The following is a 16742-nucleotide window of genomic DNA, read 5'->3' on the forward strand; positions in this document are numbered from 1 at the left end:
AGTTCAAAGTAGTAGAGCTTGAGCCAGAAGGCAAGGCCTTAGAGCAGCTCAAAGCCAGGGGTTACCACGAAAAGTATCTTGATAAATGCCAGAAGATTTATCTTGTGGGAGTTGAGTTCAGCAAGAAGGAAAGAAACATAGTGGGCTTTGAGTGGGAAAAAATAGGAAATTAATAACACATCTAGTCAGATAGAAGACACCCAGGGAATAAAAAGTTTTAAATCTTGAGGCCTTTACAGAAATTTCAAAAAGATCCTTCCAATTACCCCCTATTGTCACTGTATGGAGATCATTAACTTCACCTGGGATATTAATAAACCTTGAGACAGATAACCGTAATTTTCAAAGCTTGATCTAAATCAAAGACATTATCAAGGTATTACTTCATTGTAAAAATGAAGTACCTGCTTTGCTTGAAGCAGGTAAAGCCGTTTAGGAAAAGACAAATAATAAACAGGAGAGAGAAGATGCCAAAAATTTTGCGAAAAATAATTGAAATAGACGAAGAGCTTTGTGACGGCTGTGGGCAATGTGTGCCGGCCTGTGAAGAAGGGGCTATCCAGATTATAGACGGCAAGGCCCGCTTAGTAGCAGAAAAGTACTGTGATGGCCTGGGGGCCTGTCTTGGGGACTGCCCGAAAGGAGCCATTAAAATTGTAGAACGCGAGGCTGAAGCCTTTGATGAAGAGGCCGTTAAAGAATATCTCTCCCAAAAAAAAGAACCCCAAGAAAAGCTTGCCTGTGGCTGCCCTGGTAGCCATTTAAAAATCTTAAGTCCAGTAGCTGGAATAAAACATGAAGGTGAAATACCTTCAGCCCTTAGAAATTGGCCTATTCAGATTAAACTTATCCCCCCGCATGCTCCCTTTTTGAAGGATGCCCACCTCCTGGTGGCAGCTGACTGTGTGGGCTTCAGTTTTCCGGTTTTCCATCAAAAAATGCTGCCAGGAAAAATCTTGATGACAGGTTGCCCTAAGTTTGATGATGCCGAGGAATACGTGGAAAAGTTTGCCCAAATCTTTAAAACTCAGCCTATAAGAGAATTAACCCTGGCTATTATGGAAGTACCTTGCTGCCACTCCATGATGGGCATCATCAACAAGGCCTGCGAACTGGCAGGGCAAAAAAGAACTTACCAGGTGATAGTGGTTTCGGCAGATGGGAAAATTGTTGAAGAAAAGGAGTTCAGCTCATGAAGTGGGAGCCAGAAGCCGAAGCACTACTTAAACGTGTGCCCTTTTTTGTGCGTAAAAAAGTAAAAAAGAAAGTGGAAGAATTTGTAAGAGCACGCGGCGAGGCCACGGTAACCAGAGAGTCCATGCTGGCAGCACGCGAAGCCCTACGGGACAAGGCGGCTCAGGCGGAAAAGGCTTTTTCTGTTGAAGGGTGTTTTGGTATCTCAAACTGCCCTAACGCCGTTACCTCTTCCGAGGAACTTTTGAATCACCTGGAAAAAATCCTTGAAGAGAAGGAGCTAACTTCTTTCTTAAAAGAGAAGATTAAAGGCCCGTTAAAACACCACCACCAGTTTAAAGTAAGCCTGGCCGAGTGCCCAAATGCCTGTTCGCAGGTGCAGATAAAAGATTTTGCCCTCATAGGTCAGGCGGTATTAGCACTTTCCCCTGAAAGATGCAGCTTTTGCGGCGAGTGTGAAAAGGCCTGCGAGGAAAAAGCCGTAGTAATTTCTGCTGCCGGCCCTGAAATAGACAAAGAAAAATGCCTGGGCTGTGGGGCATGTGCCCGGGTTTGCGAAACAGAGGCCATCTCAATTAAAGAAAAAGGCTATCGCCTTTTGATTGGCGGAAAATTAGGCCGTCATCCTCAACTGGCTCAAGAAATTAAATCTTTCGCCAATGAGGCTGAAACTTTAGAAATCTTTAGTAAAGTGCTAGACTTTTATAAAAGACACTGTCAGGAAGGAGAAAGGCTCGGGGCCATCATAGCAAGACTTGGTTTTGAGCAGGCTATTAAAGAAATTTTAGGATAACGAAATGAAATGCCCAGGTCAGGATACGAGATACTGGAAAGAAGACGCCATTTTTGAAGTAAAATGCCCTGATTGTGGCGAAGTGGTTGAATTTTTTAAGGATGACACCTCAAGAGTGTGCCCTGGTTGCGGAAAACGTCTTCCCAATCCCCGCCTTGATTTTGGGTGCGCGGCTTATTGCCCCTATGCAGAACAATGCCTGGGAAGCCTTCCCCCTGAACTCCTTGAAAAACAAAAAGGCATATTCAAAGACCGCATAGAAACAGAAGTCTTAAACCGTTTAAAGGGACAAGAAGAAGTCATAAAACGCCTACAATTAAGGCTAAAATTCGCCGAGCAAATTGCCCTGGAAGAAGGAGCAAACCTTCCGGTGGTACTGGCTTCAGCCTGTTTAATTGAGCTTAAAGAAGAAGCAGAAACCCTTCTTACCGCTTTAAAAGTCCCATCAACTTTCAAAGAGGAAATTATTAAAACCCTTCACCACGAAGACAGCCTTGAAAGCAAGGTCTTAAGTGACGCACACTTATTAAGTTTAATTTCTGAAGGAGAGAGTCAATCTTCTTTTAATTTCCAAACTCAAACAGGGGAAAGGCTTGGAGAACGTTTTTGTAAAGTTTAATAGTGTCCTCTGAGCTGTATTACAAACTGAGATTTTTGTAGAACTCTATAACCTTAGACTTTGAATAAAAAACTGCTCGCTTCTCTCATAATGATTAGGAAAGAGAGGCCCTCCGATGATAACCTAACTTGTCACTGCAAGGAGAGCCTTTATCCTTTGGCAAAGCAAAATTCTCAAGCCTTAGTTGTTCTCCATGAAAGAAGGAAGCGGGGTTGCCCAGGACTCCTCATCAAAATAAAGTTCTTCAAGGTTTTTGGGTTTTTCAAAAGGCGGAAGAGACGGGCCTTCTATAACTTCAAAACGAACAAAGCAGGACTTATACCAATCAACTTCAGGCATGGGTAGTTCCATTTTTTTCATAATTTCATAAGTGCGGTAAAAATCTTCCCAGCGGTTTTCTCTTTCAGGGTAGGTAGTAAAGTCGCGCAAAATATCGGTTATAACTAAACCAGCTGAAAGAATAAACTTCTGAAAATCAAACCATTTGCGAAGAGAAGCCTCCCGATGGGTAAATCCCATGTAGCCTGCTGCTCCCGGACCTTTTAAGGCCTCAATACAGCGGCCTACAAAAAGCTTAAGCCCCTTTTTAGTTTCAACGGGGTCAGTTACAAAGACGTCAAATTTGCCACGCAAACTGGGATCAAGTTCTTCTATAACGTTGTAATTATATACTTCAAGGTTATTAATTTTTTCCTTCTCGCAGAACTTACGGATAAAATTGTTAATCCTTTCGTCTATTTCTACCACTACAATCTTCTTAGGAAGCCCAGTTAACATAGCTGCTATGGAAAAAAGGTCGTCGTCGCCCAAAATAAAAATTTCTGTGTTTTCAAGATCTCCGCGCTGGTAAAGATAAACCACCCGTTTCATGGTATCCACCGGACGAATAAAACCCTGGTCAAAATCACTGGTGGGAAGGGGTCTTCCCTCACAAATCTTTTCAAATTTTTCATAAACTTCACGGAAAAAGCCCTTTATTTCTACACCCTGGCCACAACATCCACAAAGGGTATCCTCAAGGGGATGTATGTCTATCTCTTTAGCTAATTTAAAGACTTTGTCTTCTTGCTTTATAACACCTTCATCTAATAGTTCCTTTACCGCTTCAAAAAAGGCTACTAAATGCGCGTCCTGATAATTTATCAGTTCCCAGAAACTCATTGGTTTTGCTTTGAGAGCCCTAAGAATCTGGTATTTAATCCTTTCTTTTTCCGTCATAATTTCACCTCCTAGCTCTGGCACGGATAACAAAAGCTTCTCATTTTGACAAGTTTTCATTTTTAATTTCTTTTGCTTTTTTGCTACTTTGATTATTCTAAAAAAAGTTCAATAAGGAGGAGGAAATATGGCTGAATTATATCGTTTTGGAGTCTCCATGCCAGCTAAACTTCTGGAAGAATTTGACCGTTACATTGAACGCCACCACTACACCAACCGTTCAGAAGCTATAAGAGATTTGATTAGGGAAAAACTGGTAGAAGAAGAATGGCGTGAAAGCTCTGAAGAAGTTATTGGCACCATTACTTATGTATATGACCACCACAAAAGAGAACTCGCTGATAAGCTTATGGACATTCAGCATGACCACTACCAGGAAATCATCTCCACCCAGCATGTTCATTTAGACCATGACCGCTGCCTGGAGGTGGTTATAGTAAAAGGAAAAGCAGAGCAAATTAAAAAATTAAGCGACCGTATTAAATCATTAAAAGGTATAATCCATTGTCAACTGGCCATGACCACCACTGGCAAAAAACTTGTATAAATAAGGCCTCCCTTAAGGGAGGCCTTGTCCCTATTCAAAAAATTTTCCTATTTTTTTCCAGTTAAACTGACGGGCCAGTTTAAGACCATCTTTCCAGGACATGTCATTGTATTGAAGAGCAAAAATGGTAGCTACTACGCCAGATTTTTCGTTTAATAGGACAACCACAGAACCAGAATTGGTTTGCTTGTCGTGAGAAATGCCTACTTTAAACCCATTGATGGTAGTTAGTTTAACGTAACTTTCCGGGGAATCCATTTCTGTAACATAAGCATAAGGCTGCCAGAATTGAACGGCCTGCATGCCGTGAATTACCATCACCGAAATTTCTTTATCCCCTTTTTGGTAAGAGCGCTCGGCTGTAACCATTTCCCCCATAGGAGTGCTCACATTCATACCCGAACATTCTTCAGCCTGCCAGCCTTTTAGGTCAGTCAAGACAGAACAGACTTCCTGATAGGAAGGAAGTTTATAAGCCAGGGACGGGCTAACTCCCAAAAAAACTAGCATCACCATTAGGCTTAGAAATTTAGACATCTTTTCCCTCCTAATAAGCTGTAACTTTGATATTGGTTATAAGACACTCATACCCTTCGGCTGGATTATAGTCCCAGATACCAAAGGTAACCTGATCCCGATTAGGTGTGGTAGCACCTACAATTCCCAGTGGTTCCTGGTAAACACGACGCCCGTTTATGTAAACTTTTATCATGCCGTCTTTTTGCTGCACGGCAAAATGATAAATTTTCCCGGGGTGCAGCTTAACAGTTTTAATCTCTTTATTACTCCAGCGAGGATATCTCCAGCCAGAATTCCAGTGTAAAGTATCTTTGGAGAATGGGTTCCTTGCAGGTCCAAGAAACATGGCATGACCAATGCCAGGTTTGCTAAAATAGACTTCCCATTCCACTGCAAAATTGGCTGGTAATTTGATTTTTTTCTCTGCTATAACCCTCCCTCCTGCCAGGGCTCTCATCCACTTTTTGCCGGCAAAAGAGGCTACTTCCACCTGGCCTTCAACTATATTTATTTTGGTAGGGATATCACCGATGTTGTATTCAGAAAAATCTTCCGCAAATAGGACCTTTTTACCAGGGACAAAATTTTCTCCTCCGCCAACTATGCCCCCAGTAGCTGATTGCCCTCCCACGATGTTTGACGAAGCGGCGGCCTGTGAAGTGGGAGCTTGAGCAGTTGCTGTTGGCTTGGGCACCGGTTTAACAGCCCCTTCCTGACCCCAGCGATAGTAGTTTTCAGGAACAAGCTTGGCAATAGCTTCAACAGCGTTGTTAAGCATTACCCGGATAGCCTTTTCCATAGGGGTGTTTTTATAAACCTGAAGACCACCACCAAGACCTATATCACCAAAGATGCCCCCACCAAGGCCACCTATTTTCCAGGAAGAGGCTTTTCCTTCCACCGTGGTGGCGTTTATCACCCGGCCGGTGCGCACATCTATCAAGCGCAGGTCAACGGCGATATAAGCTTCTTTTTTGCCCAATTTTACACCACCAAGAAAGGGTAGATGACCAATAGCCCCGCCTGCATCAAAGCCACCAGCATCTGGCTCAAAAGCAGTGATAGCACCTACTACCAAAATATCAGCCCCTTCCATTTGCCCCACCTGTGGAGCGGCGTCTGGCCGCACATAACCAGACTGCCCTAAAGCGAGTTCTTCTTTTATAGCCTTAAGCCCTTCTCCTCTTTCTAGGACGATAAAGCGCCCGCTACGGAAAAGGGCAGTGGCAAGCATATCGGCAATACCTTCGCCAATCTGCCCACCACATTTAGCCGCTTTACACTTGAAACTGGCCACGGCAATACGAGCTTTAGGCCCTGTGTAAGTAAGCACTTCACCAGCACTAGGCCCGGTAGTATCCACCTGAGTTTGTACCCCAGAGGAAACACAAGAAGATAAAACAAGCCCCACCACAGCCATTAAAACCATCCAAAAATTGAATTTACGCATCTCTACCAGCCTCCTCTGTTTCTTTTTTTATCCAGTTTAAAAAAGGCTCATAGCCTTCTTTTACCGAAAAACTCAAAATACAAGGACACTCATAGGAGTGTAGTGCTTTAATCTTTGCTATGACTTTTTGAGTTAATTCTTCTTTTGTCTTGAGAATGATAACTACCTCGTTATCTTCCTGGATTTTCCCTTCCCACCAGTATAAAGAGCTAATTCCTGTGTAAATATTGGCACAGGCAATAAGCCTCTCTTCAAGAAGGCTTTTAGCTATCTTTCTGGCTTCGGCCTCATCCGAACAGGTAACATAAAAAATCATTATTCCCATATCCCTCTCCATTCAATGATTCGGTTTTCTGTTTTATATCCTTAAATAGGTTATAAGGTCAAATACGGGAAATTTCTCTAAAAATCCCTTTCAACGTAAAACAACTCCAGACTTCAAAATAAAAATAAAATTTTTAAAAAAACTTAAAAAAGTCCAATTTTTGAAGATAGGTATTTTGTTCAAAATTTGATTTAGTAAAAACAAAATACACAAAAACCATTATTTTTAAAAAACTTGTGAAAAGCAAGAATAATTGGTCTTCCGTCAGTGGTTAAACATAACCTTCATTTTTAGCGCCAAAATTCCTGTCAAACTTTTCTGTCTAATATTTGACTCTATTTTGGCAAAATGGATTTTGACCTCTTCGTAATATCTGATTAAGTTTTGAGTCATTCTCCAAGGGGGGACCTTTTATGGAAAAATTATGGGGAGGCATATTGGAAGTATTACGTGAGCTTCTTCCTGAAGCCAGTTTCAGGGTCTGGATTAAACCCTTGAAATATATGGGCTTAAAGGAAAACAGGATATTAATTGCCTGCCCCAATCAATTTAGCCTGGAATGGATTAAAGAAAACTATTTACCACTTTTTAGAGAAGCTATTAAAAAACAGAAGCTATCTCTTGATGTTGAATTTCTGGTAGAAGAAGAAACAATAAATAACGCCATAGTCCAAGGAGAGCTACCATATGATCCCACGCGCCTTTTAGGTAGAAAACTTTCTGGGCGTTTTACTTTTGAAGAGTTTGTGGTAGGTGAGTGCAACCGTCTGGCCTATGCCACCTGCTGGGCGTTAGCCAATAAAAATCCTAAAAGCCCTATTATTTATCTATGTGCTGGAACAGGACTTGGTAAAAGTCATCTAAGTCAGGCTGTTGGAAATTACATTTTAAAAAATCCAGGAAAGGGGAAAATCTGTTACCTTACTGCCCAGGATTTTACAGCTCATCTAGTTAGGGCCTTAAAGCAGGACCGCTTTGACGAATTCAAAGAAAAATTGCGCAAAGGCCTTGAAATATTGATGTTAGAAGAAGTGCACCATTTTGCAGGAAAGGATTTTACCCAACAAGAATTAGCTCTGACTTTAGACTATTTATATGACGCAGGAAAAATTGTTGTTTTTACCGCCAATCGCCCACCTCAAGAGATAGAACGCCTTGATGATAGCCTGCGTAGCCGCTTTCAAGCTGGAGCTATCGTACGCATTAATCCACCGGATTATCAAACAAGAATAAACATAATTAGGCGCAAGGCAGAAAAACAGGGCATTAAACTAAAAGAAGAAGTCATTGATTATCTGGCCCAGAACTTACGAGGAGATATCCGACAGATAGAAAGTGCTATTGTGGGGTTAGTGGCCCGCTCAAGTCTTTTACAGGAGCCTATAACCCTTTCTTTGGCGCAAGAGTTGATTCAGGAAATAACTCCTCAGGTACCTTCTCTTACAAAAGATTTCATAATTGATCTTGTTTGCCGTTATTTTAAGGTGAGCAAAGAAGATTTGACTTCCAAAAAGAGGCAGCGCAAAATCAGTTTTTCACGTCAGGTAGCCATGTATTTATGCCGCCGTTTTACTGACGAAAGTTTACAGGCCATTGGCAAACTTTTTAACAAAGACCATGCTACGGTGGTTTACGCTATAAAAAATATAAACAAAAAGTTGAGCCTCCCTGGCCCTACTAAATATCAAATAGAATACCTTTGCCGTGAAATTGAAGAATATTTACAGCCCACTAAACCCATCAATAAGAAAGAAATTAAGGCAGATACTGGGCAAGCGGTTTCTGGAAGCACCAGAAGACTTAAAAGCCTATAGCGTTGACGCTTCTCCTTATAACTTTTTGCCAGAAGCCGTGGCTTTGCCCGTAAATGCCGAAGAGATAGCTGAAATTTTAAGGCTGGCCCAGCAAGAAAATTTTCCCGTGATTCCCAGGGGGGCAGGTACAGCCACTACGGGAGCCTCTTTGGCGCCTCAAGGGGGGTTAGTACTTTCTCTTTTACGTTTAAATCGTATCATTGAGATTAATCAAGAAGACCTGGTAGCGGTGGTGGAGCCTGGAGTTTTTACAGGAGAATTTAAGCGCGCCGTTGAAGAACTTGGCCTTTTTTATCCTCCTGACCCGGCGAGCTATGAATTCTCAACTATTGGCGGCAACGTAGCCTGCGGAGCGGGGGGGCCAAAAGGTCTTAAATACGGCACCACTAAAGACTACGTATTGGGACTAGAAGCTGTTACCGCCACGGGAGAAATAATTTTTTGCGGTCGGCGCACCATGAAAGGCGTAGTTGGCTATAACCTGGTCCATCTTTTTACGGGCTCAGAGGGCACCCTTGGCGTAATCACTAAACTTATTCTTAAACTAATACCTAAGCCCCCTTCTCAGGCTACCATAGCTCTTTGGCTGGAAAGCACAGAAAAAGCAGCCCAAGCCTTTTTAGAAATATTAAAGGCTGGACTTTTCCCCTCCACCGCCGAACTATTAGATGACACCACCCTCTCAGCTGTAAAAAATCTTTTAAAAAAGGAAATTCATCCCAAAGCCCAGGCCCTCCTTTTACTGGAATTTGATGGAGCCAAAAAACAGGTGGAAGAAGACTTATCAGAAGCACAAAAAACTCTAAGCAACTTTGGGATGAAGCTAGATATAGCTGTTAATAAAAAAGAAAGAGAAAGGCTTTGGCAGGCCCGCCGCCTTATTTCTCCGGCCCTAAAAAAGATTGCGCCAGGCAAACTGGCAGATGACGTGGTGCTTCCCAGGAGTAAATTACCTGAATTTTTAAGCTTTGCTAAAAAAATAGGAGAAAAATACGGCCTTACCGTGGCTTGTTTTGGCCATTTAGGTGATGGCAACATTCACGTAAATATTCTTTTTGAAAAAGAAGATGAATCAAAAGCTAGAGAGGCCCGAAATGAAATACTAAATAAGGTTCTTGCTTCTTGTGGGACAATTTCAGGTGAACATGGTATAGGATTTACCAAAAAAGGTTTTTTACCCAAAGAGCTCTCACCTGAGGTTCTTTTACTAATGAAGAAAATAAAAGAAGTTTTCGACCCCCAAAATATACTTAACCCAGGGAAAATTTTTTAGTTGCAGTTAAAGGCAAAAATACTGTATAAACTTTGCGTTAAATTAGAGTCGAGGGGTTTTTTAATAACCATGTCTAAACTTAAAATCCCCATATTATTGCTATATTTTCTTTTTTTAGGCCCTTTAAACGGTTCTTACAGCCAAGAGTTAATCTTTGACAAAGAAATTTTTAAAGAGCTGGCCTCAGCTATAAGACATGAAACGATTTTTTCTAAGGAGCCAGGAACCCTTTCTACTCTAACTTCTCAGGACCTGGAAGTCTTAAATCCCCAAGACCTTACCTGGATATTGCGTTATTTACCCGGTGTATTGGTTAATTACACCTCAGCTGGTTATGCCAATATTATGTTTAGAGGAGCTACCGGCATTTTTCCACCAATTCAGGTATTACTCGACGGAAGGCCTTATACTATTGAAGCTATAGGAATAACTGTCTGGCCTTTCTTGCTTATTGACCCACATGAAATAGAACGTATTGAACTCATAAGCACACCAGCTTCTGTCCATTTTGGCTCAAACGCTTTAACCGGAGCCATCAATATAGTAACCAAACCCCCTGAAGCTATTTCCAAAAATTATGTTCAAATCTCTGGTGGATCCCAATCTTATTTCAGGACTACTGGAGTTTTCAAAAAATATATAAAGCCCTGGCATTTTTACGCTTTTATTGGTCAAGAAACAATGGACAACTTTCACTCTTCAGATATTTCAATGAAAAGATTTATGGCCAGAACCTCTCTTTCTCGTATTACCAACTGGGGAACATTAAGGATTGATTTTGGCCTTTATAATGGAGAAGTTAAAAATCTTTACATACTAAAAAATGTTTCTGAGGCTCTAGATATTTTTGATTTTAGTCTTAATGCTGATGATGTTTATCATTGGGGAACACGCATATCATTAGAAGGGGCCAGTTATTTTTTAAGGTTTTCAAATTATATCGCTAATGGAGACTTGATTATTACTAATACTTTTAATCCGCCTGTAAAGTATAGGCAAGAAAATTATTTGCTAGAAACTCAAAAATATTTATATTTTTATAAACAAAAGTTAACTTTTGGTTTTAATCTTGAAAATACAAAAACAGAGTCTGAGTTTATAAAAAATAGCGATGAAATAAGATTTGCTACCTTTTTTGAAGATGAAATAAAAATAAGTAAAGAATTTGAATTATTTTTTGGAGCCAGACTAAACTATCATCCATCAGCTGATTTTTATTTTTCACCCAGAGCATCTATAATTTTTAAACCCAAAAATAACTTAAGAATCCGCTACACTTATACTAAAAGCTTTGGAAATCCTATCCAATATTATTCAAGGATAAACTTAAAAGAATATCCAATAAAAACTAAAAATTTTATATTTTACCTAACAATAAATCCGAACAGGGAAGAAAAATATATAAAACAAGAAGGACATGAGATTAGTTTATTAATAAAAAAAGAAAAACAAAGAGCCCTAATATCTGGCTTTAGATATTTAATCAAAAATTATCCTTATCAAGAAATAGAAAAAATAGATTTATTGACAGGAAAAATAAATATTATATCAAAATTCCTTAAAAGAAGGATAAAAGGATTTAGCATAGAATATCAATATAATATATTTAAAAATTTTAACCTTAGGGCCAACTACGAATATACAGATACAGAAAATTTAACTAAAAGAGAAAAAGAAATTATATTTCCCAGACATCTTATATCAGGATTAATTATTTATAAAAAAGAAAATTGGAATAGCTTTATCGGCTTAAATTATATAAGTAAAAGAAGGTTTGAAAGTCAAAAAATCGGAGATATATTCTATTTAGACGCTGGAACAAACATAAAAGTAAACAAAAAGCTAACAATAAATATCCAAGGATTAAACATACTAAATTGCAAGAAAAAAAATGATTTCTTAGGAAGAAATTTAGAACGAAGAGTATTTATTAGCCTAAAATGTCAATGGTAAACAAAAAAAATACAAACAAAATATTCATAACATTAATATTTCTTTTTATATTTTCAAACAATATAAAAGCAGAAATAATAATTTATTCTCCTAATAAAACATATTACAAACAAGCTGCAGAACTTTTCCTTAAAAAAGTAAAAGAACAGTTAAAAAATGAAGAAATAAAGATTTTATATAATGGTTTCAATGAATTCAATAAGAATTATTTCATAGTTTCTCTAGGAGGAGAATATACCCAAAAAGTAATCAAAAGCAATTCTAACAAAATATTTTTCTTTATGACAGCTGATACAACATTATTCGACTTAATTGAAAGAAAAAAAAATAGTAATTACAAAATAAAAATAGGTGGTATTTTTTATATCCCGGAAATAGAAGAAAGAATAAAAATTATAAAAAATATTTTTAACAATAAATACACTATAGCCATACTATACAGCGATTCAAGCAAAATATATAGTCAGAAAATTTATAAAATAGCCCAAAAATACAACATAAAGACAATACTAGTTAAAACTAATAGAAAAAATTTTTTAATCAATATGGAAAAAGCTTTTAATGCTGGAAACATACTATGGATGATTCCAGATAGCAATATATATGATCAATTAAGCATTAAATTAACTATTATAAATGCAGTTAAAAGAGGAATTCCTGTAATAACATTCTCTCCAGCATTTATAGAAAGTGGTGCCTTTATGAGCTACGAAATAGACAATAATAGATATATTATAGAAGCTACCAAAATATTTTTAGATTGCTACCAAAAAAATATTTGTAAAATTAAATTTAGCAAAAATTTTAAGATAATTATTAATAAAAATTTAGCAAAATTTTGGAACGTCAAAATCAAAAATTCAGAAAATATAATATTAAAAGAATGAAAAAATTTAATAGTTTATATTTTAGATTTACGGGACTTATAATATTATCAATAATTGCTACAGCTACTATTATAAGCTTAAGTTATATATATATTAACAAAAAGAATTTTTGGAAAAACCAAATATCTATACTACAAGGAATAAGATATTCTCTCAAAGAAAATATAAAATATTTTTTACCATTAAACCAAAAAGAAGCCATCAAAAAGCTATTTAAAAATTATATAGGCATTAGCAATATTGAAAATATTGCTTTAATTAGAGACGACGATAAAAAAATACTTATCTCAATAAAACCAATTAGCAATCCAAAACCCTTATTTTTTTGTCAAAAAGGAAAAATAGCAAAACATGAAGACCATTTCTACTATAGAATAACATTTGAAATAACAACTCCCCAAAAAAGAGACATAGAAGAGTTGATCTTCCTTGAAAAGAAGAAAAATAATCAATCAAAACAAAAATATCATTTATGTTTTATATTATCTGCTAAAAAAATAAACAACCAACTATGGAAACCCATCAAAAATTCTATCTTAATAAGTCTAATTATAACTATTATCATAACTATTTTATCATTGCTAATGACTAAAAGAATAACGGCCCCCTTAAAAGAAGTCACAAAACAAATTATAGCTATTTCTCAAGGAAAAATTGATAAGATAGAACCAAAACTAGTCAAGAGTGAAATAAAAGAAATTCAGAAATTGGCTAATGCATTCAATCAATTAGTAGAAGCCCTTAAAAACAAAGAAATAGAAGTCAGAAAAGAAATAGAAGGATACATACAAGAACTACAGAAGAAAAATGAAGAGCTACAGAAAACAGTAAAAGAACTAAAAGAAAGTCAAGAACAACTAATACAGACAGAAAAACTGGCAGGATTAGGTTTTATCGTAGCAGGAATAGCTCATGAAATAAATAATCCTTTACAAATAATTAATGGATATTGCGAAATACTTTTAGCCAAAGAAACGGACAATAAAAAAATAAATAGTTTAATAAAAGTTAAAGAAAGCGTTGAAAGAATAAGAAAAATAACAGAATCATTGGGAGAATATACCAGAAAAGAAAAAGACCTAAAAGAAATAAACTTATATGAAGTAGTAAATAAAGCAAAAGAAACGGTAAAGCTTTCTGAAAAGCTTAAAGACATAAATTTTAATATAAAAATTAGCAAAAATATAACTATAGTAGGAAGAAAAACTGAACTACAACAAGTATTTATTAATCTATTTTTAAACGCTATCCAGGCAATGAAAGGGAAAGGCACCATTTATGTAGAAGCCAAAGAAGACAAAAAAAATAAATTTGTTTATATATACGTTAAAGACACTGGACCTGGTATTCCTCCTGAACACCGAAAATATATATTTGATCCATTTTTCACTACTAAAGACCCCGGGGAAGGAACAGGGCTAGGTCTTAATATCGTCTATCGTATTATTACAAAATACAATGGTTTTATTAGAGTACTTGATAATGACCCTGGAGCTGTATTTGAAATTATCCTTAAGACCATTTAGCTTTTACAAGTTATCAAGACTTCAATAACATTTCTTTTTGCAACTAAAACCTGAGACTGCTTCGTTGGCTTCGGCCTCCTCGCGTTGACAAATAGAGTATCATTTTTCGCAGTAACAAGGGGCATCATTGTGCCCCTCTCCCGGTCATTACGAGCGAGGAGAAGCAATCCTTGTTGCGAGGAGACACCAGTCGCCGTGATGACCTAAATCTATATCTCTTAATCTTCTAATAAAATGGCTCCTTTGGCTGCTGAAGTAACTAACTTAGCGTATCTGCCAAGAACTCCTTTTACCTTCTTTTGTTTTATTTTTATTTTCTTCCTTCTTTTTTCAAGTTCCCCTTCACTTACCTTCAGAACCAAACGTCTATTGGGAATGTCTATTTCTATAAGATCGCCTTCTTCTACCAGAGCAATAGGCCCACCTTCAGCAGCCTCTGGTGAAACGTGCCCTACACATGCTCCCTGTGTTCCTCCGCTGAAACGACCATCAGTAATCAACGCCACCGAACGGCCAAGCCCCATGCCAATGATAGCTGAGGTCGGTGATAGCATTTCGCGCATTCCAGGACCACCTTTAGGCCCTTCATAACGAATAACTACGACGTCACCCTCCTTTATCTTTCCATCAAGAATAGCTTCATAAGCCTCTTCTTCTGACTCAAAAACCCGGGCAGGCCCTTCATGATGAAGCATTTCAGGGGCTACAGCGCTGGCTTTAACCACTGAACCCTCAGGGGCAAGGTTTCCCCAAAGGATAGCTATTCCTCCTTCTGGCCTATACGGCTTATCAAAAGGTCTGATTACAGTATGGTCAAAAACATAGGCCTTCTTTAAATTATCTCCAACCGTCTTACCTGTGACTGTTTTCACTCTTTTATTAATAAGCCCGGCTTTAGAAAGCTCTAACATAACGCCTGGTATTCCGCCGGCCTCATAGAGTTCTACTACACTGTGAGGTCCTCCTGGAATAAGGGAACAAAGACAAGGCGTTTTGCGGGAAATTTCATCAAAAAGTTTGAGGGAAAGGTCCAGTCCGGCTTCATGAGCAATGGCCGGCAAATGTAGCACTGTATTAGTGGAACATCCCAGAGCCATATCAACGGCTATAGCGTTCTTAAAGGCCTCTAAAGTAGCAATTTTTCTAGGAGTCAATTTTTTCTTCAAAAGGGCCAAAACCTGCATTCCAGCCTGTTTAGCAAGCCTTATGCGAGAAGAACTCACCGCAGGAATAGTTCCATTTCCAGGTAAGGCCAGGCCCAGGGCCTCGGAAAGGCAATTCATAGAATTAGCGGTAAACATACCAGCACAAGAACCACAGGTGGGGCAGGCTTCATTCTCAAGCTCAACCAGTTCTTCTTCTTTCATTTTCCCTGATTTTACTTTGCCAATAGCTTCAAAGACTGTAATTAGATTTACTTTTTGGCCCTTAAAGCTGCCTGGCAACATCGGGCCACCAGAAACAATAATAGCTGGGATATCAAGACGCAGAGCCGCCATCAACATGGCCGGAACAATCTTGTCACAATTGGGAACCAACACCAAAGCATCAAAAGCATGCGCCCTGGCCATGATTTCTATGGAGTCAGCAATAACTTCTCGAGAAACAAGGGAATATCTCATGCCTTCGTGGTTCATGGCGATTCCATCACAGACACCTATAACTCCGAATTCCATGGGAGTTCCTCCAGCCATACGCACACCAGCCTTAACCGCTTCTACTATTTGCCGAAGATGGACATGGCCTGGGATTATTTCATTAAAAGAATTAGCGATACCCACCAGAGGGCGAGAAAGTTCTTCATCTGTATATCCAGAGGCCTTCAAAAGAGAACGATGTGGAGCCCTCTCAATCCCTTTCTTTACAGCGTCACTACGCATGGAAAAACCTCCTTAATCAAACTTGAATTTCCTTTTACTACTAAAAGAAAATTTTAGCAAAGCATTCCTGGAATTTTTGTAAACTAACACGCTTAACGAATTTCCTGCTCCTTACTATCTCCCTAATATTAATGGGAGCATTTTTTTTACCCTACAGAGCGTCACGCGAGGCTACGTAGTCGCCGTGGCGAAGTGACCCAACGGGTCATTATGAAGAGCACGAAGTGCGACGAAGTAATCCCTGTCCCGAGCGCTAGCGAAGGGATCTAGATTGCTTCGCTCCGCTCGCAATGACGCAGCAGGAAGGCTCGCAATGACGCAGCAGGAAGGCTCGCAATGACGCAGCAGGAAGACTCGCAATGACAACCCAAAATTGTCATCTTTTATGCTCTCATTAATAACAGCCCCAAATTGTCGTCTGATTTGTGCCTTCAATAATAACATCAATAAAAACTTCTACTCTTGGCACAGAATATTTTTGAAATTAAAATGCCTTCAAACTCAAAGGAGGTTTTTATGAGGGAAGAGGTAGAAAAGGCCCTTCAGAAAGTACGCCCCATGCTTCAGGCTGATGGTGGAGATGTTGAACTGGTAGAAGTTACTGAAGACGGTATAGTCAAGCTCCGCCTTCAGGGAGCTTGCAAAGGTTGCCCTATGTCAACTTACACTTTAAAAATGGGCATTGAGCGCTTTCTTAAAAAAGAAGTTCCAGAAGTTAAAGCCGTAGAAGAAGTATAGGGGGTT

Annotated in this window: 16 protein-coding genes; 11 read left to right on the forward strand and 5 right to left on the reverse strand. The window is 38.6% G+C overall.

All coding sequences use genetic code 11. The features are described from left to right. The 4 genes from TH606_RS11335 to TH606_RS04365 all read left to right on the forward strand — a co-directional run. Nucleotides 1–173 (forward strand): PD-(D/E)XK nuclease domain-containing protein (locus TH606_RS11335; RefSeq protein ID WP_197460505.1); only part of this gene is annotated, 173 nt, incomplete at its 5' end. 294 nt (nucleotides 174–467) lie between these two features. Next, nucleotides 468–1196 (forward strand): ATP-binding protein, encoded by a 729-nt coding sequence (locus tag TH606_RS04355; RefSeq protein ID WP_068541629.1) that lies wholly within the window; start codon nucleotides 468–470, stop codon nucleotides 1194–1196. Beyond that, nucleotides 1193–1987, forward strand: coding sequence for a 4Fe-4S binding protein (locus TH606_RS04360; protein ID WP_068541631.1), 795 nt, complete (start codon nucleotides 1193–1195; stop codon nucleotides 1985–1987). The genes TH606_RS04355 and TH606_RS04360 overlap by 4 nt, the downstream gene beginning before the upstream one ends. Nucleotides 1988–1991: 4 nt before the next feature. Continuing rightward, complete coding sequence (locus TH606_RS04365) at nucleotides 1992–2606, forward strand: FmdB family zinc ribbon protein (protein ID WP_068541633.1); 615 nt, start codon at nucleotides 1992–1994, stop codon at nucleotides 2604–2606. 180 nt (nucleotides 2607–2786) lie between these two features. On the opposite strand, the gene TH606_RS04370 is transcribed toward TH606_RS04365, so the two are convergent. Further along, nucleotides 2787–3824 carry a bis-aminopropyl spermidine synthase family protein gene (locus TH606_RS04370; protein WP_068541634.1) on the reverse strand — a complete coding sequence of 346 codons (1038 nt, stop codon included), beginning with the start codon at nucleotides 3822–3824 and terminating at the stop codon, nucleotides 2787–2789. Between the two features lie 127 nt (nucleotides 3825–3951). Between TH606_RS04370 and nikR the strand changes: the two genes are divergently transcribed. Beyond that, nucleotides 3952–4371: a nickel-responsive transcriptional regulator NikR gene (gene nikR, locus TH606_RS04375; protein ID WP_068541636.1), complete on the forward strand. Its 420-nt coding sequence runs from the start codon at nucleotides 3952–3954 to the stop codon at nucleotides 4369–4371. Nucleotides 4372–4401: 30 nt separating this feature from the next. On the opposite strand, the gene TH606_RS04380 is transcribed toward nikR, so the two are convergent. The 3 genes from TH606_RS04380 to cutA are packed head-to-tail and all read right to left on the reverse strand — an operon-like array spanning nucleotide 4402 to nucleotide 6665. Further along, nucleotides 4402–4908, reverse strand: a complete 507-nt coding sequence (locus TH606_RS04380; RefSeq protein ID WP_068541638.1) for a hypothetical protein — start codon at nucleotides 4906–4908, stop codon at nucleotides 4402–4404. Between the two features lie 10 nt (nucleotides 4909–4918). Then, nucleotides 4919–6340: a CsgG/HfaB family protein gene (locus TH606_RS04385; protein WP_068541640.1), complete on the reverse strand. Its 1422-nt coding sequence runs from the start codon at nucleotides 6338–6340 to the stop codon at nucleotides 4919–4921. After that, nucleotides 6333–6665, reverse strand: a complete 333-nt coding sequence (gene cutA / locus TH606_RS04390; RefSeq protein WP_068541642.1) for a divalent-cation tolerance protein CutA — start codon at nucleotides 6663–6665, stop codon at nucleotides 6333–6335. Before cutA ends, TH606_RS04385 begins: the two co-directional genes overlap by 8 nt. Nucleotides 6666–7078: 413 nt before the next feature. Here cutA and dnaA point away from each other — a divergent pair, with 413 nt between their 5' ends. From dnaA to TH606_RS04415, 5 genes are all read left to right on the forward strand, one after another. Beyond that, nucleotides 7079–8479, forward strand: coding sequence for a chromosomal replication initiator protein DnaA (gene dnaA, locus TH606_RS04395; protein ID WP_068541644.1), 1401 nt, complete (start codon nucleotides 7079–7081; stop codon nucleotides 8477–8479). Further along, the gene (locus TH606_RS04400) at nucleotides 8376–9752 is read left to right on the forward strand and encodes an FAD-binding oxidoreductase (protein ID WP_197460506.1); all 1377 of its coding nucleotides are present in this window, start codon (nucleotides 8376–8378) and stop codon (nucleotides 9750–9752) included. Before dnaA ends, TH606_RS04400 begins: the two co-directional genes overlap by 104 nt. 69 nt (nucleotides 9753–9821) lie before the next feature. Further along, nucleotides 9822–11705, forward strand: a complete 1884-nt coding sequence (locus tag TH606_RS04405) for a TonB-dependent receptor plug domain-containing protein (protein WP_068541646.1) — start codon at nucleotides 9822–9824, stop codon at nucleotides 11703–11705. Continuing rightward, entirely contained in the window at nucleotides 11693–12592 is a 900-nt protein-coding gene (locus TH606_RS04410) for an ABC transporter substrate binding protein (RefSeq protein WP_068541648.1), read from the forward strand. The genes TH606_RS04405 and TH606_RS04410 overlap by 13 nt, the downstream gene beginning before the upstream one ends. Beyond that, nucleotides 12589–14118: an ATP-binding protein gene (locus tag TH606_RS04415; RefSeq protein WP_068541650.1), complete on the forward strand. Its 1530-nt coding sequence runs from the start codon at nucleotides 12589–12591 to the stop codon at nucleotides 14116–14118. Before TH606_RS04410 ends, TH606_RS04415 begins: the two co-directional genes overlap by 4 nt. A 218-nt stretch (nucleotides 14119–14336) precedes the next feature. On the opposite strand, the gene ilvD is transcribed toward TH606_RS04415, so the two are convergent. After that, nucleotides 14337–15998: a dihydroxy-acid dehydratase gene (gene ilvD, locus TH606_RS04420; RefSeq protein WP_068541652.1), complete on the reverse strand. Its 1662-nt coding sequence runs from the start codon at nucleotides 15996–15998 to the stop codon at nucleotides 14337–14339. 516 nt (nucleotides 15999–16514) lie between these two features. Here ilvD and TH606_RS04425 point away from each other — a divergent pair. Continuing rightward, entirely contained in the window at nucleotides 16515–16736 is a 222-nt protein-coding gene (locus TH606_RS04425) for a NifU family protein (protein WP_068541654.1), read from the forward strand. The last annotated feature ends 6 nt before the right edge of the window (nucleotides 16737–16742 follow it).

It is taken from the genome of Thermodesulfatator autotrophicus (assembly GCF_001642325.1).
Lineage (GTDB): Bacteria > Desulfobacterota > Thermodesulfobacteria > Thermodesulfobacteriales > Thermodesulfatatoraceae > Thermodesulfatator > Thermodesulfatator autotrophicus.

What these genes read in the sequence shown, in the direction of transcription:
- TH606_RS04365 (WP_068541633.1), top strand. Translation starts at nt 1,992, where the DNA reads ATGAAATGCCCAGGTCAGGATACGAGATACTGGAAAGAAGACGCCATT.
- cutA (WP_068541642.1), bottom strand. Translation starts at nt 6,665, where the DNA reads ATGGGAATAATGATTTTTTATGTTACCTGTTCGGATGAGGCCGAAGCC.
- TH606_RS04405 (WP_068541646.1), top strand. Translation starts at nt 9,822, where the DNA reads ATGTCTAAACTTAAAATCCCCATATTATTGCTATATTTTCTTTTTTTA.
- nikR (WP_068541636.1), top strand. Translation starts at nt 3,952, where the DNA reads ATGGCTGAATTATATCGTTTTGGAGTCTCCATGCCAGCTAAACTTCTG.
- TH606_RS04355 (WP_068541629.1), top strand. Translation starts at nt 468, where the DNA reads ATGCCAAAAATTTTGCGAAAAATAATTGAAATAGACGAAGAGCTTTGT.
- TH606_RS04410 (WP_068541648.1), top strand. Translation starts at nt 11,693, where the DNA reads ATGTCAATGGTAAACAAAAAAAATACAAACAAAATATTCATAACATTA.
- TH606_RS04385 (WP_068541640.1), bottom strand. Translation starts at nt 6,340, where the DNA reads ATGCGTAAATTCAATTTTTGGATGGTTTTAATGGCTGTGGTGGGGCTT.
- TH606_RS04360 (WP_068541631.1), top strand. Translation starts at nt 1,193, where the DNA reads ATGAAGTGGGAGCCAGAAGCCGAAGCACTACTTAAACGTGTGCCCTTT.
- TH606_RS04425 (WP_068541654.1), top strand. Translation starts at nt 16,515, where the DNA reads ATGAGGGAAGAGGTAGAAAAGGCCCTTCAGAAAGTACGCCCCATGCTT.
- dnaA (WP_068541644.1), top strand. Translation starts at nt 7,079, where the DNA reads ATGGAAAAATTATGGGGAGGCATATTGGAAGTATTACGTGAGCTTCTT.
- TH606_RS04380 (WP_068541638.1), bottom strand. Translation starts at nt 4,908, where the DNA reads ATGTCTAAATTTCTAAGCCTAATGGTGATGCTAGTTTTTTTGGGAGTT.
- ilvD (WP_068541652.1), bottom strand. Translation starts at nt 15,998, where the DNA reads ATGCGTAGTGACGCTGTAAAGAAAGGGATTGAGAGGGCTCCACATCGT.
- TH606_RS04415 (WP_068541650.1), top strand. Translation starts at nt 12,589, where the DNA reads ATGAAAAAATTTAATAGTTTATATTTTAGATTTACGGGACTTATAATA.
- TH606_RS04370 (WP_068541634.1), bottom strand. Translation starts at nt 3,824, where the DNA reads ATGACGGAAAAAGAAAGGATTAAATACCAGATTCTTAGGGCTCTCAAA.